Source organism: Acetobacter okinawensis, from assembly GCF_002153655.1.
Classification (GTDB): domain Bacteria; phylum Pseudomonadota; class Alphaproteobacteria; order Acetobacterales; family Acetobacteraceae; genus Acetobacter; species Acetobacter okinawensis_A.
The window spans coordinates 384138-406200 of sequence record NZ_JOPJ01000006.1; the positions used below are offsets into that span (position 1 = coordinate 384138).

Below are 22063 nucleotides of genomic sequence, written 5' to 3' on the forward strand. Positions count from 1 at the left end.
TGTGTGCTCAGGCTGGTGAGCGGAGCAGAACACGGTTCAGGCGTTCAAGAATATGGAAGCTCTCTTGCCAGACATGCCTGAACTTTTCTGCATTAACGCCGCGAGTGGCCAGAATCGCGGTCAACTCGCCTACCGTGCGTTCCCCATCAATCAAGGGAAGAATGCCACGTGCCTGTGGGGGCAGTGGAATGGGCACAACCAGAGTACCAAAAGGAAAAGGCAGCATGTTGTCTGGCGTCATCTGCTTGGCCAGTTCTGCCCCCGGAATTTCGCGCATGATTGGCACGGCATTCGGGTCTAGTGGATCAGGTTTGGTGAGCCCCGCATGTTTGCGCACAACATAGGCCACATGAGTTGCCATGTTGCCAGCAAGGTCCTCCGCAATGGCGGCCTGCTCCTGCCATGGTAGCGTTGCAAGGCGCGCACGCAGGCGTGGGTCGGGCAGGAACAGGGTTGGATCGTACCGTGCGGGCTCCATCAGTGCGGCAGGTTCCAGACCAGCCTGATCCAGCAGGGCCAGGAAGTCGGTAATGGTGTAAGCCCTGTCCCTAGGGTTGAGCAGCAGGTCATACAACCCTGCATCTCCTCCGGACAGGTGGTCACCAAAATTACCATTCTGGCGCAGCCATGCGGTGGCAGGGAGTGTGCGCATGACGCGGCGCGCGACATCAAGCCGTTCTTCGGGTGATTGGGTCAGCGGGGCCAGTTTTTCCAGCGCATCTTGCAGCATATATACGCCGGTGCGCCCAAAGGGCGCGTAAACCATAAGCCCCATGCCCCCGCCCGGAGTCAGGTGACGTTCCAGAGTTTGCAAAGCTGCAGCGGGGTTTGGCAGATGGTGCAGCACGCCGCAGCAGTCGATATAGTCGAACAATCCCAGCTCTAAGGCGTCGAGTTCGTTAAGAGAGCCCTCAACAAAGCGGATATTGTCCAGTTTGCGGGTTTCAGCCCGTGCCTGTGCAATAGAGAGCGCCTTGGTTGAACGATCCAGACAGACAACTTCCGCCGGACGATCAGCCCGTGCCAACTGGGTGGCCAGCATGATTGCGCCATCCCCCGTACCGCACCCGGCGACCAGAACCCGCATGGGTTTGCTACGGGGGCGTTGGGCACCAAAAACCCAGTAATCCACCTCCCGCAGGTGGCTTGGGCTGCCAATAAACAGGCGCCGTGTTTCGTCCTGCGGATTGCGCTCGGGGTATGGATAGGCCTCGTACTGGGCTGCCAGTCCGGCATCGCGGTCATCTGTTGCGGAGGCTGTCATGGGCTTTGCAACCTTTAGCGGGGCAGGAGTTTGCCGCGCTGCCATGCTTCGGCAGCCTCGTCTGCGCTCATGCCCTCAACACGCATGGCGTAATCCATGGCGCTGATGATCTTGGCGCTGAGCATCAGTTCATCCAGTTCATCCAGCAGGTCTGTCTCCAGTTCATCGCGCACGCCTGCGCGGAGAAGGAGTGTGGCTTCCTGCTCTTCTCCCATTGCTTTTTTGGGGTCATTGAGGATGCGCAGTCCGCCTTGATGGAACAGAAAGCACGGCTGGAAGAGCGGCATGAGGCTGGGCGTGTCCGCAGCAAGGGCAGCATTGAGCCGGGCCAAAGCTGCCTCGTCTGGCAGAACTTCAAGCGTAAAACCGGCGTCCGCCAGAGAATAGGCATCCAGCACATGCTGCATACGCTTTGCCAAAGACTGGGGGGTAATAATCGCCCGGCTGACAGCCGCCCCGTTCTGGGCCAACTCAGCCAGCGATGTGATGGGGCTGTTCTCATCCGAAATACAGCAGCAGGCTTCTGGGCGGAACAGATTGCCCAGTTGCGTAATGCCGGGGGAAAGCAGGCTGGCGTCCTCTTCGGGCAGCCATGCCGCAACGTAGATGTCAATTTCGCCTTTATGCAGCAGGTCGGCCAGAGCCTCTTTGGGACCTGTTACAATTTCAGGCTCAATGTCGTTGGCTTCGAGAACCCGAATGATAGTGGCTGCCGTCGCCTCATGAATTGTGGAATCAGGATAGGCGAGTGTCAGGGATGTCATTTCGGGTTCCTCTGGATCGGTCGGGACAGCAAGGTCTTAGCCCTGTCCTTGCCGCACGGCAAAGTGCAGTGGCAATCCCTCAAATGGAAATATTTGGTGTTGCCGGGTATTTTTATGGTGAGCAGGATAAAGAAAAACCGTCATCCCCGGGGTGGGAATGACGGCCAAAAGCACCAGAACAATATAAGTTTGGGGGCGGTAATCAGGCTGCAACAATGCCCTGTTTTACTGGCAGAACCGGGCGGATCATGTTCAGGGCGTCTGCAAAAGATGCGAACTGGCCCAGTGTGTTGTCGCGCACGGCATCCATAACAATCCAGCGGTTGCCGCGGGAGTAAACCTTGTAGGCTGGGTTGGAGGTCTCACGCACCCAGATCAGCACATAACCGGAGGAAACGCCTGCCTGTTTTTCTTCCGAAGGGAAGATATCGGCATCGCAGATACCCATGGGCTGGCTGGCTGCAATCCAGCGATCCAGATAATCGCGGTGACGGCACATGATTTCCATCTGGAACGGGATGACCTGACAGGTGTTCTGTGTTTCCGACTGGCGCAGCATAAGTTCTGTATCCCCTACTCAAACCCGGTGGCTCTTTCTGAATTTGAGAGTAAGGGGGAAAGTTCGTGCCGCGCTACAGGAAAGAGAGGTCTCCCGCCTCATAAAAGGGCAGGTTGAGAGGGTAGTGGCGAAAAAAACACAACACGGCTGATTTTGTCAGGAAATAATGCACAATTTCAATGCGAATGATTAAAAAGTAGGCATATTTTTGGAGCGACTTGCGCCGGCATGTGCGACTTAAATAAACAAAATCGAGTTTTGCGTGTCGGGACAAATTAGTCGACGCGCAGGTGTGGTGGCGTAACGGAAGGCCGTATGGGGGGCTTATCGGCCCCATTCTCTAGAGCGTGACATAAGTGGTGGCGTGTCATGTTATCGGGAATTGTTATGGCTGAGGTTCAGCCTTGTTTTGCGGGTGTGGCCCCTCCCCGCGCCCTCCTTGCATGCTTAATGCAATGTGTATGACCGTTTGGGGTGGCCATGCGTGCATTGTGTTTTGCGGCTATTTTGCGCGATGGATTGGGGTGCTGGAGAGCATCTGAAAGAGGTGCATTATCACAAATTTGTGAAACGAAGAAAAGTGCGTGAAGCGGGCGCGGTTTTCATGCTTTGCTGTAGCGGCACGGTAATGACTGTGCTACGCATGCGTTGGGCATGTTTGCAATATTCAGGAGGGGGAATGATGGGCTTTTTGTTCAAAGCACGTAAACCTGTCAACCCATTCTGGCAGTTTGCCCGTTTTTCAATATCCGGAGAAGAATCTGTCTTCTCCGCACTCCAGGATCAAGACCGTTGAAAAGTAACAGGACCGACCGCAGCCCCCGTTCTCCTCGCCGCGGCGGATTTGATGACGACTATATGTCGATGCCTTCTTTCGGTGAACGCCCCGCTTATGGTGGTGGCGGTGGTGACCGTGGTGGCTTTGCTCCGCGTCGGCCCGCTGGTGGTCCGCAGGTTATCGCTTCCGGTCCGGAAGTGGGCGCGGCCGTCAAGTGGTTCAATGGCGAAAAAGGCTTCGGCTTTGTCGAACTCGCTGATGGATCGGGCGATGTGTTCCTGCACGCCAATGCGCTGTCTCAGGCTGGTGTTCAGGGCGTAAACCCTGGCGCAACTCTGGTTGTGCGTATCGGTCAGGGCCCCAAGGGTCGTCAGGTCGCTGAAGTCATCTCTGTTGACGAAAGCACGGCTCAGCCGGAACGTCCGCGTAGCCCCGCTGGTGGTCGCCCCGGTTTTGGCGCACGCCCTGCTGCGCGTCCTGCTCCTGATCTGTCCGATGCTGAAGACACGCGCGGTACCGTTAAGTGGTACAACGCTGTTAAGGGCTTTGGCTTCATCACGCCTGAAGGTGGCGGCAAGGACATCTTCATCCACGCATCTGCACTGGAACGCTCCGGTCTGCCGGGCCTGAACGAAGGTCAGGGCGTGAATGTTAAGGTTGTTCAGGGCCAGAAAGGTCCGGAAGCTGCTGAAGTGACCTCTGCCTGAGGCACTGCTTTTTAGCGGTACGTTAGAAAAAAGCCTCGGTCTAATGACCGAGGCTTTTTTTATGGCTGCTCATGTGCCCTATAAAGATATGTGCCGTTATGTGGCTGGGCTTGGAGGTCAGTAGTCTCCCTTCCCCTTGTTGCGGATCAGGCGCGCCTTGTCGCGCTGCCAGTCCCTGTCTGCGACTGTCTGGCGCTTATCGACACTTTTTTTGCCAACGCCCAGACCAAGGGTTACTTTGGCCAGCCCCCGGTCATTAAAGTGAATATCCAGCGGCACAAGGGTTGCGCCCTGTTTGGCAATAGCCCCCATAAATTTTTGCGCCTGCTTGCGGTGCATGAGCAATTTACGGGGCGCGCGCGAGTCAAAGCGTGAGAGTACCCCGCCCTGATACTCAGGAATATAGCTGTTAAACAGCCAGAGTTCACCGTTGCGTTCGCCTGCAAAGGCTTCGCCAATCGTTGCGCGGCCTAGTCGCAGGCTTTTCACTTCCGGCCCTTTGAGCACCAGCCCGGCTTCTACTGTTTCCTTGATGGTATAATTGAACCGCGCTTTGCGATTTTGCGCGACCATACCATGGGAGATCATGGTGCTTTTGGTGGATTTTCCAGACATGATCAGCCCAGAAGCCCGACATCAACCAGCGCTTGCCGGACTTTCTGGCGGGACGCGTCGGTTAGCGGAGCCAGCGGCAGGCGGCAGGTCTCGCCCGCTAGTCCCAGCAGGCTTGCGGCATATTTGGCCGGAGCGGGGTTGCTCTCGCAGAATAGTGTGTCATGCAGCGGGGTCAGGCGGTCCTGTATGGCAATGGCCTCCTGTGCCTGCCCTGCTGTCCATGCTGCTTGCACGGCGGCGCACAGAGCCGGGGCAATGTTGGAGGTCACGCTAATGCAACCATCGCCCCCTGCTGCCAGAAAAGCCACAGCTGTACCATCTTCACCAGAAAGCTGGTTAAAGGGTTTGTCCACGGCCTGACGGACCTGGAGGGGGCGGAACAGATTTGCTGTTGCGTCCTTCACCCCCAGAATATTGACATGTTTTGCGAGCCTGGCTGTGGTTTCCACGCTGATGTCAACAATGGAGCGGCCCGGAATATTGTACAAAATAACCGGAATGGAAACCGCATCAGCTATGGTCATGAAGTGCCGGTACAGCCCTTCCTGCGTGGGCTTGTTGTAATAGGGGGCGACCACCAGCGCGGCAGAGGCCCCGGCCTGTTCCGCATGGCGGGCAAGGTCAACAGCTTCGGACGTGCTGTTGGAGCCTGCCCCCGCAATAACCGGCACACGACCATTGGCAACTTTTATGGTGCGTTCCACAACTTCATGGTGCTCGCTGTGGGAGAGTGTGGGGCTTTCCCCCGTTGTGCCAACGGCGCACAGCCCGGAGGTGCCCTCCTTGATCTGCCAGTCCACCAGTTTTTCAAACGAGACAAAATCCAGGCTGCCGTCCCGGTTCATCGGGGTGATGAGTGCAGTGATGGAGCCGGAGAAGAATGTATGAGGCATGGGGCAGTCACTTATCCTGGAATGGCATCTGCGGGAGTGGAGCGTGGCGTGTCCTGCCCTTGGGTGGCGGCATGGCGCCGGAAGGGCGATTGTTGATACACGCCCAGAATTGTGGCGTTTTTGGAGAAAAATTCAAGTTCCGCCAGAGCTTTGCCCAGATGGGAATCGCTGGGGTGGCCTTCTACATCCATCAAAAAACGTGTGGCGGCAAATGTTTCGCCCGTCATGTAGCTTTCCAGCCGGGTCATGTTTACGCCATTGGTGGCAAAACCTCCCAGCACTTTATAGAGGGCGCCGGGGCTGTTCTGTATGCTGAATAGCAGCGTGGTCATGGTGTGTGGCGTGTTGGGCGCAGGCTCTTGGGGCGTGCGGGCGGTAATGTAAAAGCGCGTGGTGTTGTGGGAGGCATCTTCCACATTCCGTTGCAGAATTTCCAGCCCATACAGTTCTGCGGCCAAGGCGGAGGCAACTGCGGCCTCTTCGGGCTTTTGCCAGAGCGCTACCAACTCTGCCGCCCCTGCTGTGTCAAACTCCGTGACCGGGGTCAGGTTATGGTTTTTGAGCAGGTTGCGTATCTGGGCCATGGCAACGGGGTGTGTATGTACACGGCGGATCTGCTCCATGCGGGTGCCCGGCACAACCAGCAGGCAGTGTTCAACACGCTGGAAATGTTCGCCAATAATATGCAGCCCCGACGCGGGGAGGAGTGAATGAATGTCTGGCACGCGGCCTGCCAGACTGTTCTCGCACGCCAGCATGGCCTGTTCCGCACGACCGGTATGCACGGCATCTATGGCGTCTGCAAAACTGTGGCATGGCAGTGTTGTCCAGCCCGGCCGTGCTGCGCGGCAGGCCATATCGGAGTAAGCTCCGTGCATGCCCTGAAAGGCAATAACTTTGTCCATCATGGCCTTTATGCTCCAAGCAGGCGGCGTGCCCGTTCCAGATCCTGTGGTGTATCAACCCCAAATGGCGCGATTGCAATACGTGAGCAACCAATGCGCATACCATTTTCCAGCGCACGGAGTTGTTCCAGACTTTCGCGCTTTTCCAGCCCGGATGGCGGGAGTTGGACAAAGCGCGCAAGAGCGGTGCGCCGCCAGCCATAAAGACCAACATGGTGCCATAGCGGCCCCGGCCCCCATGGAATGGGTTGGCGGGAAAAATACAGGGCTGGGGTTTGTTGCGCGTCAGGTGCAAAATGGCAGGCGACCTTGACTACGGAAGATGCGTTTTTCTCTTCTTCCGAGGTAATGGGCGCAACAAGGGTGCCTATGTCAAACGCCGGGTTGTCCATGACCTTGCTAACCTCGTGCAAGGTCTGTGGCGCAAGTGTAGGCAGGTCCCCCTGCAGGTTGATGATGGTGCTGTACTGCCCATGCGGGTCAATACTCTGCACAGCCTGCCACACCCGGTCCGAGCCAGATGGCAGGTCTGCATCGGTTAGCACGGCTGTTCCTTTGGCAGCAGTCACGACCTGACATATCTCTGGGTCAGCGGATGCAACCACCACAGGGCCAATGTCCGCTTTAAGCGCGGCTTCAAGCACATGCACGATCATGGGGCGTCCGGCTATGTCAGCCAGAGGCTTGCCGGGGAGCCTTGTAGAGGCAAGTCTGGCGGGGATGACAACAAGGGACGACATGGATCGGCTTGCTCCAAAAGACAGCGCGGCTTATAGCCGTGGAAAAGCGCCGGGCAGTCTAGAAAAGCTGCACTGCAAACGCAACCAATGATAAACAGGGCGGTCGTGCGGATGGATGGCAGGTTCGTGAACAGGGTGGCGGTCTCGGTTCTGCTGAGCGCTGTTGCCATGGGGGGCGCACTGGCGGTGGCCTGCTCCGTTGTGCCGGATACAGCGCCTGCCACGCTGGCTTTCCGACTTCCTGACCAGCAGGCAGTCACCATTGCGCCGTTTATGGTGCGTGCCAGTTCTGCCCATGGTGGGCAGCTGGTGCGCCATATCTGCGCGCAATGCCACGCCCTTGCCGCTGGAGGGGAAGGTGCGGGGCCTGTTCTGGCTGATGTGGTGGGCCGCACTGTCGCGTCCCTTCCCGGCTATGCTTATTCTGCCGCGTTGCGCCAGCATGGTGCTCAGGTCTGGGATGACCAGAGACTGTCCGACTGGCTGACGTCTCCTGCCCGTTATGCTGCGGGTACACGCATGTCTTTTGCTGGCTTGCCGGACCCGCAGGACAGAGCCGATGCAATTGCTTACCTGCATACGCTACGTACCCCCTCCCCCACGCCAATAACAGGAGAGAACCGATGAACCTGTCGGGAATTGACCAATTTGTGGATGTCGCCACCATGCTGGCGGATACGGCGCAAAGTGTTGTGCGTCCATGGTTCCGGCGTGGTGTAAATGTGGACAGCAAGCAGGACGCAAGCCCGGTGACCGTGGCAGACCGGAGTGCCGAGCGGGTTATGCGCGCCATACTGGCTGAACGCCTGCCCGGCCACGGCGTGTTCGGGGAGGAGTTTGGTCAGGATAATGCCGGTGCGGACTACCAGTGGCTGCTGGACCCGGTGGATGGCACACGTGCGTTTGTAACCGGGCGTCCGTTGTTTGGCACCCTGATCGCCCTTTTTTACAAAGGCGAGCCGATACTGGGGGTTCTGGACCAGCCGGTTCTGCAGGAGCGTTGGCTGGGGGTTAAGGGACGGCAGACACTTTTTACCTCGCCTTTGGGGGGAACTGCCCGGACCCGGCAGGGCGTCGCGCTGGAGGATGCTGAGATGTCCTGCACATCCCCCGAAATGCTTGAACTGGCCCCCCATGACCGCTGGCGGCAGCTCAAGCAAAATGCACGCCGGATGACATGGGGTGGAGACTGTTACGCCTATGGCCTGCTTGCCATCGGGCAGATTGATCTGATCGCCGAATGCGACATGAACCCGTGGGACTGGGGCGCACTTGTGCCGATTGTACACGGTGCCGGTGGGGTTATGAGCGCATGGGATGGCTCCCCCTTGCGGCTTGATGGTGACCGTACGGTTCTTGCCGCGGGTTCCGCCTCCCTGCACAGTCAGGCGGTAGGGATACTGCGGGCGGAACAGTAAGATTTATATAGGACATATCGGCAAATTTGGGCGTGCAGACTATGCATTGGCCCAGTTTTGCGATAGGTCTGCGCTTCGGTACAACAGCGATGGTCAGTCCAAATGAGCACGAGCACGCACCTGTCCCTCTCCAAGGACAAGATCCGTATTCTTCTGCTGGAGGGTATCCACGATAGTGCCGTCGCCCTTCTGAAGGCCTGTGGTTACGAGAATGTCGTACGCCATAAAGGGGCACTCGAGGGCGATGCGCTCAAACAGGCGCTGGAAGGTGTGCATATTGTCGGCATCCGCTCGCGCACGCAATTGACCAAAGAGGTCATTGAGGGTGCGGACCGCCTTATGGCCATCGGCTGTTTTTGCATTGGCACCAATCAGGTCGATCTGGAAGCAGCACGCCTGAACGGGATCCCTGTTTTCAACGCGCCTTACAGCAACACGCGTTCCGTGGCCGAACTGGTCATGGGCGAGATTGTTATGCTGATGCGCCGCATTTTCCCCCGCTCGGTTGAATGCCACAAAGGGGCATGGACCAAGTCTGCTGCCAATAGCTGGGAAGTGCGTGGCAAAACCCTTGGTATTATTGGTTACGGCTCCATTGGCTCGCAGCTGTCCGTGCTGGCAGAAGCTTTTGGCATGCGCGTGGCTTATTACGATGTGGTGGATAAGCTGGGTCATGGTAATGCCATGCCGGTGGACACGCTGGATGACCTGCTGGCCCAGAGCGACGTGGTCAGTCTGCATGTTCCCCAGTTGCCAACCACAGCCAATCTGATGGGTGCCGAGCAGATTGCCAAGATGAAGAAGGGCTCCTTCCTCATCAACAACGCGCGCGGCAATGTGGTGGATCTGGACGCGCTGGCCAAAGCGCTGGAAAGTGGCCACCTGCTTGGTGCCGCTATTGACGTGTTCCCCAAAGAACCCAAAGGTCCGGGGGATCTGCTTTCTACCCCGATCATGGGGCTTGATAACGTCATCCTCACCCCGCACATCGGTGGTTCCACGGCGGAAGCTCAGGAACGCATTGGCGTGGAAGTGGCCCGCAAGCTGGTAGAATATTCGGATGTCGGCTCCACCTTTGGTGCAGTCAACTTCCCCGGTGTGCAGTTGCCACAAAGCCCACGTGGGACGCGCTTCATGCACGCGCATCATAACATCCCCGGTGTTATGATGAAGCTCAATGAAATCTTCCTGCGTGAGACCTGCAATGTGACCGCCCAGTTCCTCCAGACGGATGGGGAAATTGGCTACGTGGTGATTGAAGCGGATACAGGCGGTGATACCGACCTGGATGATCGTCTGCTCAAGGCCCTGCGTGAACTGGATGGCACAGTGCGTGCCCGTCTGATTTACAAAGGCCGTTAAGCATGGGCTGCGGAGAGTGGGAATGATTTACTCCCGCATCCGCAGTTTTGCATTTTCGGGTATCGAGGCACGACCCGTATGGGTTGAGGTTCAGATATCTTCTGGTTTGCCTGCATTTCTGGTTGTGGGGCTACCAGACAAGGCCGTAGCCGAAGCGCGCGAGCGTGTACGGGCGGCCTTGACTTCCATTGGGCTGGCGCTGCCCGCAAAGCGTATTGTGGTGAATTTGGTGCCAGCGGACCTTCCCAAGGAAGGATCGCATTTTGATCTGCCCATTGCGCTGGCCCTGCTGGCGGCCATGGGGGTTATTCCCGGAGAAGAAGTAGGGCGCTATGCTGCCCTTGGCGAACTCTCGCTCGATGGGCGGCTTAATCCGGTTTCTGGTGTGCTGTCAGCCTCTCTGGAGGCCGCATCCATGGAACTGGGCATTGTCTGCCCCGCAGCGCAGGGCGAGGAGGCTCTGTGCGGTGGGGACATTGCCATTCTGGCTGCCGTAGACCTTTTGTCGCTGATTAACCATTTTACGGGCCTGCAAATTCTCTCTGGCCCCGTTTTTTCCAATACTCCCGATGTTGATGATGCCCCTGCCGAACCTGATCTGGCTGATATAAAAGGCATGGAAATCGGGCGTCGTGCGCTGGAAATTGCTGCGGCCGGCGGGCACTCCCTTTTGCTGTCTGGTCCACCCGGCGCAGGCAAATCCATGCTGGCATCACGCTTGCGCGGCCTGCTGCCAGACCTGCTGGCGCCCGAGAGTCTGGCGGTTTCGCGCATATATAGTGCCGCCGGGTTGCTGCGTGATGGCAGACCCATGCGCCGCCCCCCTGTGCGTGACCCGCACCACTCTGCCAGCCTGCCCGCGCTGGTTGGCGGGGGTACGCGTGCTCGCCCTGGGGAGATCAGTCTGGCGCACCATGGCGTGTTGTTTTTGGATGAATTGCCAGAGTTCTCTCGCGCGGCGCTGGAGGCTTTGCGCCAGCCGCTGGAGACCGGGCAGGTCAGCATCGCCCGGGCGGCTGTGCATGTTACCTACCCTGCCCGCTTCCAGCTTGTTGCCGCCATGAACCCGTGCCGTTGTGGGTATCTGGGGGACGCGGAGCGGGAATGTGGTAAGGCACCCCGCTGTGGGGCGGAGTATCTGGCGCGCCTTTCTGGCCCGCTTATGGACCGGATTGACCTGCATGTGGCCATGCAACCTTATGAACCCATAGGGTATATGGCGCAGGACGGTGGGGAAGATACAGCAACAGTTGCACGGCGTGTGGCTCAGGCCAGAGCACTTCAGGCACATCGGCAGGGCATACGGAAAAATGCCGAAGCACCACTGGATATCCTCAGCCTGACAGGCAGAGCGCAGGAGCTGGCGCAAACTATTGCCGAGCGTTTCCGCTTTTCCGCACGGGGTTACACCCGCCTGCTACGCGTGGCCAGAAGCATAGCGGACCTGGCTGAAAGCCCGGATGTGGAGCCACAGCACATCGCCGAGGCTGCTACATTCCGGGCCCGCTCCAGCACGTAAGGCGTGTCAGGTGGTCGTATGGTGCAGGGCGTTGAAGGCCTGCTCCAGATCGTCAATCAGGTCCTGGGTGTTCTCCAGCCCGATCTGGAGGCGGAATGCGGGAGCATCAGGCTGGTCCGAGCCAAAATTCCGCGTGATGCCACCTGTGGTCGGCAATACCAGACTTTCGTATCCACCCCATGAGGCCCCAATGCCAAACAGGCGCATGGCGTTAATCATGTGCTCCATGTTCTGGCGCGTATATGTTGTGTTCAGCACGACCCCAAACAGGCTGCCCGCCCCTGTAAAATCCCGCTTCCAGTAAGTGTGGCCGGGGCAATCCGGTAAGGCGGGGTGCAGAACCTGTGCAACCTCGGGGCGTTCGTGCAGCCATGTTGCAATGTGCAGCGCTGTGCGCGCCTGTTGTGCCAGACGGACCCCCATGGTGCGCAGGCCGCGCAGGGTCAGCCAGCAGTCGTCCGGTCCGGCAAGCTGGCCGAGCTGGATGGAAGCATCGCGCAGGATGTGCCAGCTCGCCTGATCGGCCACGGTAACAGCACCAGCAATCACATCGGAATGCCCGGAGGGATATTTGGTCAGCGCCTGAATGGATACATCTACCCCGTGCTCAAACGGGGCAAAAATGCCAAATCCCCAGGTGTTATCCAAAAAAAGCCGCGCCCCATGACTATGGGCGACATCTGCCAGCATGGGAATGTCTTGCACTTCAAAGGTATGGCTACCCGGACTTTCCGTAAAAATGATGCGGGTATTGGGTTGAACATACTCCTCAACCTCGGCTCTGCTGGCGCAGGGCGGGAAGTAGGAAATATCCACCCCAAACCGCCTGAGCATATTCTCGGCAAAACGTCGGGTCGGGCCATAGATGCTGTCTACCAGCAGGCAGTGATCCCCGGCTTTTAAAAAGGCGAGTAAGGGGGTTGTGCACGCAGCAAGGCCGGAGCTGACAATCTGGCAGTCCGTGCCGCCCTCAATCTGTGCAATCAGTTTTTCCAGCTCATGCTGGGTGGGGGAGCCCATGGCGCCGTAGATGCTGGTGTGGTCATAGCGCTCCAGCCCCTTGCGGTTCATGCTCTGGATGGAGGGGAACAGAACAGTAGAGCCGCGCTCTACCGGCAGGTTGACGTAAGTCCCCGCTTCCGGTGCTTTTGCGCGGCCCGCATGGGTCAGGGATGTACCAAGTTTTTGCCATCCGGCATCCACGTTACGGCGGTCAGTCATGGCTTGTGTCCGTTGTTATGGGCGTATTGGGTGTGCTGCCCCATTCGGCCCAGGAGCCGTCATACAGGGCGTTGGAGGTAAAACCAGCCAGTTCCAGAGCAACGCTCAGCACGGCGGCAGTCATGCCGGACCCGCAGGTGGTGATGGGGTGCGTAGTGGCGCTTACACCCGCGTGCAAAAACAGGGTTTCAAGCTGTGCAGCGGGTAGAAAAAAGCCATTTTCATCCATAACCGTTTTATAGGGTATGTTGCGAGCACCGGGCATATGGCCCGATTTTACACCTGCGCGTGGTTCTGGGGCCATGCCGTAAAAGCGGTCTGCACTGCGTGCATCCAGTATGGGGCGGTTTTGCAGCCTGACATGCTCAAGCATGTCTCCAAGCCCAGCTATGCGGGAATATTCTGTTCTGGGGTGGTAGGTCTGTGGTGCATGTTCTGCTCCAGCCCCCTGCTCGACCGGCAGGTTCTGCTGCTGCCATGCGCGAAGGCCGCCATGAATGATCTGCGTTTTTTCGTGCCCGAACAGTTTTGTCATCCACCACGCCCGGCAGGCGGAGGCCACATTGCCCTGATCGTAAAATACGACATGGGTTTCGGGCGTAATGCCCAGTGCGCCAAAAAGATGGGCAAAGCGTGCAGCAGATGGAACTGTATGCGGTAAGCTGCTTTGCGGGTCGGAAAAAACATCTATGTCAAAATACTGGCTGCCCGGAATATGACAGGCATGAAATCTTTCCAGCGGGTTGAAGGTCTCTCCCGGCAAGGTTGTCGTGGCATCCAGAAAACGGATGGAGGTATCCTTGGCAAGAGTATGCAGAAAACTGCCGGAAATAAGAGGAGACATGTTTATTAAGCCCCATAATGTTTTTAACGCAGGTCAAGGACGATCACATAGTCTGCGGCAACAGGCAAACGTGTTTGTGCTAAGGGGCATGCGCCAACACAGAGCATTTATCTGAACCGACTGGAAAGTCGGGGCGGAATGCGCCATATCATAAAGCCGATATGCCATGTTCTTGTGAGAGCATACAAAATTAAGGCGTTCCGTGGTTTATTGCGCGCATGACTGATGGTCACACATTAACGGCTGAACGCATTCTCCGGTTTTTGTTGCTGGTGGGGATCGCGTATGGCTGCATAGCCGTACTGGTGCCGTTTTCTTCCGCCCTGCTCTGGGCGGGGGTGCTGACGTACACGACATGGCCCCTGTTCCAGTATCTGCGGCGGAGTATGGGAGCCAACGCCGCCAGCCTGATCATGACCGTGCTGTGCGCCGTGTGTGTGGTGTTTCCGCTGGCTTTGCTTGCCTCTGCCTGCGTTGCCTCCGGTCCGCGTTGGGCGCTCCAGTTGACAACCCTGTTTGGGCAGGTCAACCAGTTGCCCCCCCTGCCCCACTGGCTGGATAATCTGCCGGTTTTTGGCCCGGATATTCATCACAGATGGGCATTGTGGAGCCATAATCTGGAACTCGCGGCTGCGGAATTACGGCCTTATGCGGGAGGGATTATCCAGTCGGTGCTGAGTGTGCTGATGCAGATGGCCAATGGTGCGCTCCACCTTGTTACGGCCTTGTTTATTTCCTTTTTCTTCTGGATTAGTGGCTCCATCCTGTGGGACACGTTGCAGGCCGTTATGTTGCGCATTGCTGGGCCACAGGCTGGGCGGCACCTCTCCATTATTGCCAGTACGGTACGTGGCACGGTCTATGGTATTCTTGGCACCGCCATTATTCAGGGTATTCTGACCGGGCTTGGTTTGTGGATGTTTGGTGTGGCTGAGGCGGTTATTCTGGGCGGTGTTGCTGCGTTTTTGGCCGTTTTTCCTGTCGGGGCACCGTTGGTGTGGATCCCTGCGGCTGTGTGGCTGTTTGTAACACACCATCAGCTCAAAGGGATTTTGCTTATCCTGTATGGTGTTATTTTCATTTCCGGGGCGGATCATCTGATTCGTCCGCTATTTATTGCGCGCGGCTCCAAGCTACCTTACCTGTTGACCGTACTCGGGGTTATTGGCGGGTTGCTGGCATTTGGTGGTGTGGGTATTTTTCTGGGGCCGGTCCTGCTTGCAATCGGTTTTACGCTGACCATGGAATTTGCCCAAGGTGAGCCAGCGCGGACCGCACTGGATGAAACAAGGACCATGGGGCCATGAAGCGTCGTCTGTCCCGTTTTGTAGAGCTGGCTGCCCGCGGGCGGCGCAGGCATGCTGTGGCTAACGATACGCCGGGTGTTAAGGTTATCAGTTGGAACCTGCTGCGCCGTACGGGCGCGACAGTGCATGATGTTGCTGCCCTGATTGAGGCAGAGCAGCCTGATATTCTGCTGATGCAGGAAGCCACGGTGGAAATTGATATTCTACCAGATGTTATTGGCGGACATTACGCCCGCTCCCCCCTGCCGGGGCGTATTCATGGTGTGGCATGCTGGAGCCGCCTGCCCTTTGCGCGTCCGCCGCGAGCGTGCACCATACCTTCTGGGCCAATTGTTAAACGGCATGCCCAGATCATAGAATACGCACAGTTTTCTCTGGCGAACGTCCATCTCTCTCATGGGCAGATGTTAAACCGCCGGCAGTTGCGCCGGATTGCATCCCTCCTCTCCGCACCATGTGCCATTTTGGGAGATTTCAATCTGGTAGGACCAACTCTTGTGCCGGGGTTTGCTGATGTGGGGCCAAAAGCGCCGACCCACCGCATGGTCGATTTGCTGCCAATCCGGCTTGACCGCTGTCTGGTGGAAGGCATGGTCTGTTCGGAGGCACGGGTGCTCCCTGTTTTTGCTTCTGACCATCGGCCGATAGCCGTAACCCTTCAACCAGAGGTTGGTTTGAAGCCGGCCGTTTTTGCTTACAGGTAAGGCATGAACAATCTGGCGAATGAATCGCGGATGCGTGTCAGGCTGTTGCGCTTGTCCAGATCATAATGTGTGAGCCGGTGGTTGCGGTGCTGGCATATAAAGTCATCGATAATCTGAGCCATGGCCACATCATATGTTTCCATGTTGATCTCAAAATTCAGACGTAGGCTGCGAATATCCAAGTTGGAGCTGCCTACAAACGACCACGCTTTGTCCACGACCATCAGCTTGGAATGGTTAAAAGGCGGGTTTGCGTGCCACACCCGTACCCCTGTATCCAGCAATGGCGAAATATTGGCAGCACATGCCCAGTCCAGCGGGCGATGATTACTGCGCAGTGGGATAATAATATCCACCTGCACCCCCCGCAGAGCGGCTAGTCCCAACTCGGATAGAAAACGCGCACCGGGCAAAAAATACGGGGTCATGAGCCGTATGCTTTTGCGCGAGAGCGTGATGGCCTGCAACATGGTGTATTCGATTTTTTCCAGATCCGTGTCCGGGCCAGCAGTTACAATACGGGCGAGAGACGCGCCATGACCGGCATGTTCTTGTAAAAAAAGGTCATGGTTTAACTGCTCACCAGTTGTAAAATACCAGTCCCACGCGGCAACCTGTGCAAGTTGATGCACAACCGGCCCTTCAATCTGGAAATGGGTGTCCGACACGGGGGTGCGGGGTTTGCGCGTGACCAGATTATCGTCGGCAATATTGAGCCCGCCCATAAAGCCGGTGCAGCCGTCCACAACCAGAATTTTGCGATGGTTCCTCAGGTTCAGAAAAGGCATGCGCCACGGGAGGAGTGAATGCATAAAGCGCGCGCAAGGAACCCCCGCGCGCTTAAGGTAACGATAGGTGGGAGACAGGAAGTAGCCGCTGCCAATACCATCAACCAGTACGCGCACATGGACCCCTCTTTTGTGCGCGGCAATCAGTTTGTCTGCAAAAAGTTGGCCGCAGGTATCATGCCGGAAAATATAGGAGCACAGGAAAATGCTTTTTGTGGCGTTTTCAATGGCATTAAGCATATGTGGGTAAGCGCCGTCCCCATCATGCAGGCAGGTTATGCTGTTGTTGCCCACAACAGGGCGGGTTGTCAGTTTGCCGACCATTAAAGCCAAGGGTGCAAACTGGCCATCAAGCTCCCTGTTCCAAGAGGAGAGGTCAGCTCCATCCTGCCGATGGGCTGTTCTGTCTCCAACCAGTTTTTTGGCAAGTCGCGTGACGCGGTTAATACCAAACATAAGGTACAGCACAGTGCCCAAAAATGGCATAAGAACACACACACCAATCCACCCAATGGCGGATGATGTGTTTCGTTTTGTCAGAAGAATATGCAGGCTGACACTGGTAACCAGGGCCAGACGCATACACGCAACAACAAAAGCTGTTGTGGAAAACTGAAGGTCAAAAAGCATGGTGGAGAGAATGCTTTCACAACAAGCGGCTGGCGTCCACAGCATAGCGCATAAGTGTTCTCCAAAACAGGCTGGCCCTGTTGCTGCACGGCGCGCAAGAGGTACTGCAGCCTACCAGAGCGGGCTGGCTGCGGAAGATGCGGTTTGCCAGAAACTGCGCAATGCTGGTTGGCAGATTTTATTGCAGCGCGCCAGAACACGTCGGGGAGAAATTGATATTGTTGCGCAAAAAGGCGCGCTTATCAGCTTTGTAGAGGTCAAACAACGCCAGACTTTACGCGGTGCGGCAGAGTGTCTTTCTGCGACCCAGTCCAGAAGATTGTATAGAGCGGCTGAGTGTTTGTTACAGAGCCACCCGCACTGGCAGTATGAGGAACTGCGCTTTGACCTGTTTATGCTGGATGCTCAAGGCAACATCGAATGGCTGGAGGATATCATCCGCCAGATGTAGCCCTAATAAGCAGCCCAAAAGAGCCGGTATTGGCTTTGGTGACTTATCAGGTACGGTGGTGGTGTTTACTGGCATGCAGCACGGTATGCGCGCTCTGGTGGTAGCTGACCAGATGCACCATTTTGCCGTGTTGGGCAGAAGCCAGAATAACCTTGTGGCCTGCATGCGCATTGGCAGCTACGCGGCGTACCATATGGTGTGCATGGATGACAGGTGGTGGAGCAGTCAGGGAGGCAAAGGTTAGTTTGCTAGCTTCCAGATCGGAAAGAACGCGCTCCGCATGCACTGAAGAACTGGTGGCCATTACACTCAAGCCAATACCGGCCAGAGCAAAAAGCCCGCGTACAAACGGAACTCGCGTCATTAACCTTAGCCCCCTGATCTTATGTCTGCCTGAAACTATACAAAGCAATTTCAGGCTGACAACCTAATATTTCAGGCAGACGCGTTGCAGGCGATATTTTTTTCTGCAAGCAATTTCTGGAGTTCACCTGTCTGGTACATTTCGGTCACAATGTCGCAGCCACCGATGAACTCACCCTTGACGTAAAGCTGGGGAATGGTCGGCCAGTTGGAATAGTCCTTAATGCCCTGACGCAGCGTGGAATCTGCCAGAACATTGGCTGTTTTGAACGGTACGCCAACATGCTGGAGAATCTGCACTACACGGGCAGAAAAGCCACACTGTGGGAAATCAGCATCCCCTTTCATGAAAAGCATGACGGGGTTGGAATCAATATCCTGCTGGATGGTCTGTTTGATGGAATCAGTCATGATCTGTGGTCCTTGAACGTGTGAAAAACGGTTCTGGTCAGGGTGCGGACGTACGGAGGGCCAGCGCATGCAGCTTGCCCCCCATGTGCCCTTCGAGCGCATTATAAACAAGCTGATGCTGCCTGACGCGCGGAACATCACGGAAGGCTTCACTAACGATTGAGCAGAAGTAATGGTCTCCATCTCCTGCCAGATCGTCAATTTTAATCTGGGCGTCCGGGAACGCCTTTAGAATGTAAGCTTCAAGTTCTGTGGCGGACATGGCCATGATGCTGTGCCTTTTTCCTATTTATCCATCAACGCAGGAAAAAAGCTTTCATGCGCAAACTGGAGACGTGCAGCAGATATGGTAACCCCGCTGGGCAGAATCAACTCATTCCCACCTGAACGGCCCATCAGGCGTGCGGGCACCCCAGCCTGTGCTGCACGGGCACAGAAAGCCTGAGCATCGTTCACGCATACAAGGTAGCGTGCCTGATCCTCACCAAACCAGAAAGCTTCTGGCCGGATACCGGAATCCGGGCTTTCCAGCTCACAGCCAATGCCGGTTGCCATAACCATTTCGGCCGCAGCGACCAGAATGCCACCATCGGCAATGTCATGGCATGCGGTAATCCGGCCCGCCTGAATTTCAGCCCGGACAAAGTCCCCGTTCTGTTTTTCTGCCGCCAGATCAACAGCCGGTGGCGCACCCTCTTCCCGACCCAGAATTTCACGCAGCCAGATGGACTGACCCAGTTCACCTCTGGTTGCGCCAATCAGCACCAGATCCTTGTCGGCCTGCATGCCAAGACCAATGGCGGTGGATACGTCATCAAGAACGCCAAGCCCGCCAATGGCTGGCGTGGGCAGGATGGCCTGTGTTGTGCCATCGGGCATCCGCGTTTCGTTGTAGAGCGATACGTTGCCACTAACGATGGGGAAGTCGAGAACCTTGCAGGCTTCACCCATCCCCTCAAGAGCGGCAATGAATTGCCCCATGATTTCGGGTTTTTCTGGGTTGCCAAAGTTCAGGTTGTCCGTCACCGCCAGCGGGCGTGCGCCAGTTGCGGTGATGTTGCGCCATGCTTCGGCCACAGCCTGTGCCCCGCCTGTGCGTGGGTCAGCCTGACAGTAGCGTGGTGTGCAGTCCGTCGTCAGTGCAAGGCCGATCTGTGTGTCGTCCACTTTAACAATGGCTGCATCTGCGGCACCCGGACGGCGGACAGTCTGCCCACCCACCGTGCTGTCATACTGGTTCCACACCCATGCACGCGACGCCAGATCGGGCGAGGCCACAAGCTGGAGCAGCATGGCATCAAGGGAGAGAGGAGCATGCACATTGCCAAGTGCGGCAGGTGCCGTAGGGGCGATGGATGGACGGTCATAGACCGGGGCTTCGTCCGCCAGAGGTTCGAGCGGAATATCGGCCTCAAGCGCCCCTTTGTGCTTGATGACAATATGCCCGGTTTCGGTCAGGTGACCGATAATGGCAAAGTCCAGTTCCCACTTTTCAAAAATCTTGCGTGCGAGTTCCGTCCGGTCAGGGCGGAGAACCATGAGCATGCGTTCCTGACTTTCGGAAAGCATCATCTCATACGCGGTCATATTGGGTTCGCGCTGGGGTACGGCGTCCAGATCAAGCTCAATACCCACCCCGCCTTTTCCAGCCATTTCCACGGCGGAAGAGGTCAGGCCTGCAGCACCCATGTCCTGAATGGCGACAATGGCGTCCGTGGCCATCAGCTCCAGGCAGGCTTCGATCAGCAGTTTTTCAATGAAGGGGTCGCCGACCTGCACGGTGGGGCGCTTGGAAAGCGCATCCTCATCAAACTCGGCGGAGGACATGGTCGCACCATGAATCCCGTCCCGCCCTGTGCGTGAACCCACATAAACAACAGGATTGCCAACACCGGCGGCGGCAGAAAGGAAGATGCGATCCTGCCGTGCAATGCCCACGGTCATGGCGTTAACCAGCGGGTTACCGTCATACGCCGGGTGGAAGTTGATCTCCCCCCCAACGGTTGGCACGCCAACACAGTTACCGTAACCGCCAATACCGCGCACCACACCATCCACAATGCGGCGGGTTACCGGGTTTTCCGGGCTACCAAAGCGCAGGGCGTTCAGGTTGGCTACCGGGCGGGCACCCATGGTAAACACGTCACGCAGAATGCCACCAACACCCGTGGCCGCACCCTGATAGGGCTCGATAAAGGAGGGGTGGTTGTGGCTTTCCATCTTGAAGATGGCAGCATAACCCTGGCCAATATCCACCACACCTGCGTTTTCGCCCGGACCATGGATAACCCAAGGTGCTTTGGTGGGCAGGCCGCGCAGCCATTTGCGGGACGATTTGTAGGAGCAGTGCTCCGACCACATGACGGAGAACACACCCAGTTCCGTCAGGCTGGGCGTGCGGCCCATGATAGACAGAACACGACCGTATTCCTCGGCTGTTAAGCCGAATTCACGCGCAAGGGATTCATCAACGGTTACAGGCTTATTCACCGGACAAGAGCCTCCACCAGACCTTCAAACAGAGGCAGACCATCCTCACCGCCCATAAGAGGATCAACCAGATCCTCGGGGTGGGGCATCATGCCGCAGATACGTTTGTTTTCGCTTAGAACACCGGCAATGCTGTTCACGCTGCCGTTCGGGTTGGAGCCGGCATCATCCGCCTGCACGCGGCCTTTGGCATCGGCATAGCGGAAGGCCACTCGTCCCTCGCCTTCAAGCACTGCAAGTGCTTCGGCATCGGCGGTATAGTTGCCATCCCCATGGGCCAGAGGTGTGCGAAAGACGTCACCCTTTTTCCAGCGTCGGGTAAAGGGAGTGTTCTCGACCTCGACACGCAGATAGCAGTCCTGTGAGAGGAACCGCAGGTTTGCATTGCGCAGCAGTGCGCCGGGCAGCAGGTTGCTTTCGGTCAGGATCTGGAAGCCATTGCACACGCCAAGGATATGGCCGCCTTTGGCTGCAAAGTCGCGCACAGCACCCATGATGGGGGAGTGCGCGGCCATGGCGCCACAGCGCAGATAATCGCCGTAGCTGAAGCCGCCGGGCAGAACAACCAGATCAATACCGCTCAGATCTGTCTCATGGTGCCAGATCATGCGAGGGGCCTGCCCGGTCACGCGCCGCAGGGCAATGGCCATATCACGTTCCCGGTTCGTGCCGGGGAATACGACAATCGCTGCTTTCATTTTTTAACGTCACACGGATAAGAGTCATGCAGGGCGGTAAACACGCTCTCGCCCACCGGCTTGGCCAGAGAGTCGGGGTGCGCCTTCAGCCAGGAGAGCACCTTGGCGCGCATGGCGGCAATGTCTTCGCTCGCGGGAACGCAAAAGCCCGTGGGGGCTGCGGCATCGCCACTGTTATGGGCTTTGATCTGGGCAAGGGTTACGCCATCCGTCAGCCCGCTCAGATATGCATCACATGCGGTGCGTGTGGAGGTGGTGGAGCACATTTTGCCCAGCGCGCCCGCCTTCATGGGGGCCAGACGCTGTGCCTGAGCCAGAGCGGGGACTGCCAGCGCTCCGGCTAGGGCGATCAGGGCGAGGCGCTTCATGCCACAACCTCGACCGAGTAATCCTCGATGACCAGATTGGCCAGCAGGTTGCGTGCCATTTCGCCTGCTTTTTCGTGTGCTTCTTCAGCCTTCACGCCATGCAGGTCCAGCTCTATGACCTTGCCGACGCGCACATCCTGCACGCCTTCAAAGCCCAGTGTGTGCAGTGCGTGACCAATGGCCTTTCCCTGCGGGTCCAGAACGCCGTCTTTCAGCATGACGGTTACACGTACTTTCATTCTCAAACTCCCAAAGTACCCGTAG

At 57.2% G+C, this 22063-nt stretch carries 26 protein-coding genes; 9 read left to right on the forward strand and 17 right to left on the reverse strand.

What is annotated here, in order from left to right; all coding sequences use genetic code 11:
* Positions 1 to 7: 7 nt before the first annotated feature.
* From HK26_RS04570 to HK26_RS04580, 3 genes are all read right to left on the reverse strand, one after another.
* Positions 8 to 1264 (reverse strand): class I SAM-dependent methyltransferase, encoded by a 1257-nt coding sequence (locus HK26_RS04570; RefSeq protein WP_086638748.1) that lies wholly within the window; start codon positions 1262 to 1264, stop codon positions 8 to 10.
* A 14-nt stretch (positions 1265 to 1278) separates the two neighbouring features.
* Entirely contained in the window at positions 1279 to 2028 is a 750-nt protein-coding gene (locus HK26_RS04575; protein ID WP_086638646.1) for a glycine betaine ABC transporter substrate-binding protein, read from the reverse strand.
* A 202-nt stretch (positions 2029 to 2230) separates the two neighbouring features.
* Positions 2231 to 2587 (reverse strand): hypothetical protein, encoded by a 357-nt coding sequence (locus HK26_RS04580; protein ID WP_025825186.1) that lies wholly within the window; start codon positions 2585 to 2587, stop codon positions 2231 to 2233.
* 514 nt (positions 2588 to 3101) lie between these two features.
* On the opposite strand from HK26_RS04580, the gene HK26_RS13175 reads away from it, so the two are divergent.
* Positions 3102 to 3383 carry a hypothetical protein gene (locus tag HK26_RS13175; RefSeq protein ID WP_143296286.1) on the forward strand — a complete coding sequence of 94 codons (282 nt, stop codon included), beginning with the start codon at positions 3102 to 3104 and terminating at the stop codon, positions 3381 to 3383.
* Complete coding sequence (locus HK26_RS13970) at positions 3380 to 4072, forward strand: cold-shock protein (RefSeq protein ID WP_086638647.1); 693 nt, start codon at positions 3380 to 3382, stop codon at positions 4070 to 4072. The genes HK26_RS13175 and HK26_RS13970 overlap by 4 nt, the downstream gene beginning before the upstream one ends.
* Before the next feature lie 117 nt (positions 4073 to 4189).
* On the opposite strand, the gene smpB is transcribed toward HK26_RS13970, so the two are convergent.
* Genes smpB through HK26_RS04605 form a run of 4 tightly spaced genes read right to left on the reverse strand, consistent with a single transcriptional unit; the run spans position 4190 to position 7225 of the window.
* Entirely contained in the window at positions 4190 to 4687 is a 498-nt protein-coding gene (gene smpB / locus HK26_RS04590) for an SsrA-binding protein SmpB (RefSeq protein WP_086638648.1), read from the reverse strand.
* Between the two features lie 2 nt (positions 4688 to 4689).
* On the reverse strand, positions 4690 to 5580 hold the full coding sequence (gene dapA, locus HK26_RS04595) for a 4-hydroxy-tetrahydrodipicolinate synthase (protein ID WP_086638649.1): 891 nt from the start codon (positions 5578 to 5580) through the stop codon (positions 4690 to 4692).
* 11 nt (positions 5581 to 5591) lie between these two features.
* Entirely contained in the window at positions 5592 to 6488 is an 897-nt protein-coding gene (locus HK26_RS04600) for a prephenate dehydratase (protein WP_086638650.1), read from the reverse strand.
* A gap of 5 nt (positions 6489 to 6493) precedes the next feature.
* Positions 6494 to 7225, reverse strand: a complete 732-nt coding sequence (locus HK26_RS04605) for a 3-deoxy-manno-octulosonate cytidylyltransferase (protein WP_086638651.1) — start codon at positions 7223 to 7225, stop codon at positions 6494 to 6496.
* Positions 7226 to 7336: 111 nt separating this feature from the next.
* Between HK26_RS04605 and HK26_RS04610 the strand changes: the two genes are divergently transcribed.
* From HK26_RS04610 to HK26_RS04625, 4 genes are all read left to right on the forward strand, one after another.
* Positions 7337 to 7852 carry a c-type cytochrome gene (locus tag HK26_RS04610; protein WP_086638652.1) on the forward strand — a complete coding sequence of 172 codons (516 nt, stop codon included), beginning with the start codon at positions 7337 to 7339 and terminating at the stop codon, positions 7850 to 7852.
* Positions 7849 to 8643 carry an inositol monophosphatase family protein gene (locus HK26_RS04615; protein WP_086638653.1) on the forward strand — a complete coding sequence of 265 codons (795 nt, stop codon included), beginning with the start codon at positions 7849 to 7851 and terminating at the stop codon, positions 8641 to 8643. The genes HK26_RS04610 and HK26_RS04615 overlap by 4 nt, the downstream gene beginning before the upstream one ends.
* 102 nt (positions 8644 to 8745) lie before the next feature.
* Positions 8746 to 10005: a phosphoglycerate dehydrogenase gene (gene serA, locus HK26_RS04620; RefSeq protein ID WP_086638654.1), complete on the forward strand. Its 1260-nt coding sequence runs from the start codon at positions 8746 to 8748 to the stop codon at positions 10003 to 10005.
* Between the two features lie 22 nt (positions 10006 to 10027).
* Positions 10028 to 11524 carry a YifB family Mg chelatase-like AAA ATPase gene (locus HK26_RS04625; protein ID WP_086638655.1) on the forward strand — a complete coding sequence of 499 codons (1497 nt, stop codon included), beginning with the start codon at positions 10028 to 10030 and terminating at the stop codon, positions 11522 to 11524.
* A gap of 6 nt (positions 11525 to 11530) precedes the next feature.
* Here HK26_RS04625 and metC read toward each other — a convergent pair whose 3' ends face one another.
* Positions 11531 to 12745, reverse strand: a complete 1215-nt coding sequence (gene metC, locus HK26_RS04630; RefSeq protein ID WP_086638656.1) for a cystathionine beta-lyase — start codon at positions 12743 to 12745, stop codon at positions 11531 to 11533.
* On the reverse strand, positions 12738 to 13589 hold the full coding sequence (locus HK26_RS04635; RefSeq protein WP_086638657.1) for a sulfurtransferase: 852 nt from the start codon (positions 13587 to 13589) through the stop codon (positions 12738 to 12740). Before HK26_RS04635 ends, metC begins: the two co-directional genes overlap by 8 nt.
* 218 nt (positions 13590 to 13807) lie before the next feature.
* Between HK26_RS04635 and HK26_RS04640 the strand changes: the two genes are divergently transcribed.
* Positions 13808 to 14896 (forward strand): AI-2E family transporter, encoded by a 1089-nt coding sequence (locus HK26_RS04640; RefSeq protein ID WP_086638658.1) that lies wholly within the window; start codon positions 13808 to 13810, stop codon positions 14894 to 14896.
* Positions 14893 to 15600 (forward strand): endonuclease/exonuclease/phosphatase family protein, encoded by a 708-nt coding sequence (locus HK26_RS04645; RefSeq protein WP_086638659.1) that lies wholly within the window; start codon positions 14893 to 14895, stop codon positions 15598 to 15600. The genes HK26_RS04640 and HK26_RS04645 overlap by 4 nt, the downstream gene beginning before the upstream one ends.
* Here HK26_RS04645 and cls read toward each other — a convergent pair.
* On the reverse strand, positions 15591 to 17018 hold the full coding sequence (cls, locus tag HK26_RS04650) for a cardiolipin synthase (protein ID WP_086638660.1): 1428 nt from the start codon (positions 17016 to 17018) through the stop codon (positions 15591 to 15593). The genes HK26_RS04645 and cls overlap by 10 nt on opposite strands.
* 10 nt (positions 17019 to 17028) lie before the next feature.
* On the opposite strand from cls, the gene HK26_RS04655 reads away from it, so the two are divergent.
* Positions 17029 to 17469, forward strand: coding sequence for a YraN family protein (locus HK26_RS04655; protein WP_257640849.1), 441 nt, complete (start codon positions 17029 to 17031; stop codon positions 17467 to 17469).
* A 46-nt stretch (positions 17470 to 17515) separates the two neighbouring features.
* Here the strand turns inward: HK26_RS04655 and HK26_RS04660 are convergent, their stop codons facing one another.
* The 7 genes from HK26_RS04660 to purS all read right to left on the reverse strand — a co-directional run bounded on the left by HK26_RS04660 (position 17516) and on the right by purS (position 22038).
* Positions 17516 to 17833 carry a hypothetical protein gene (locus HK26_RS04660; RefSeq protein ID WP_086638662.1) on the reverse strand — a complete coding sequence of 106 codons (318 nt, stop codon included), beginning with the start codon at positions 17831 to 17833 and terminating at the stop codon, positions 17516 to 17518.
* Positions 17834 to 17904: 71 nt separating this feature from the next.
* Positions 17905 to 18243, reverse strand: coding sequence for a Grx4 family monothiol glutaredoxin (gene grxD / locus HK26_RS04665; protein WP_086638663.1), 339 nt, complete (start codon positions 18241 to 18243; stop codon positions 17905 to 17907).
* A gap of 37 nt (positions 18244 to 18280) precedes the next feature.
* A complete protein-coding gene (locus HK26_RS04670; RefSeq protein ID WP_086638664.1) occupies positions 18281 to 18511 on the reverse strand; it encodes a BolA/IbaG family iron-sulfur metabolism protein in 231 nt (76 codons plus the stop codon).
* 17 nt (positions 18512 to 18528) lie between these two features.
* Entirely contained in the window at positions 18529 to 20733 is a 2205-nt protein-coding gene (purL, locus tag HK26_RS04675; RefSeq protein WP_086638665.1) for a phosphoribosylformylglycinamidine synthase subunit PurL, read from the reverse strand.
* Entirely contained in the window at positions 20730 to 21431 is a 702-nt protein-coding gene (purQ, locus tag HK26_RS04680) for a phosphoribosylformylglycinamidine synthase subunit PurQ (protein WP_025825211.1), read from the reverse strand. The genes purL and purQ overlap by 4 nt, the downstream gene beginning before the upstream one ends.
* Entirely contained in the window at positions 21428 to 21799 is a 372-nt protein-coding gene (locus HK26_RS04685; RefSeq protein WP_086638666.1) for a Rap1a/Tai family immunity protein, read from the reverse strand. Before HK26_RS04685 ends, purQ begins: the two co-directional genes overlap by 4 nt.
* Positions 21796 to 22038, reverse strand: coding sequence for a phosphoribosylformylglycinamidine synthase subunit PurS (gene purS, locus HK26_RS04690; RefSeq protein WP_025825212.1), 243 nt, complete (start codon positions 22036 to 22038; stop codon positions 21796 to 21798). Before purS ends, HK26_RS04685 begins: the two co-directional genes overlap by 4 nt.
* Between the last annotated feature and the right edge of the window lie 25 nt (positions 22039 to 22063).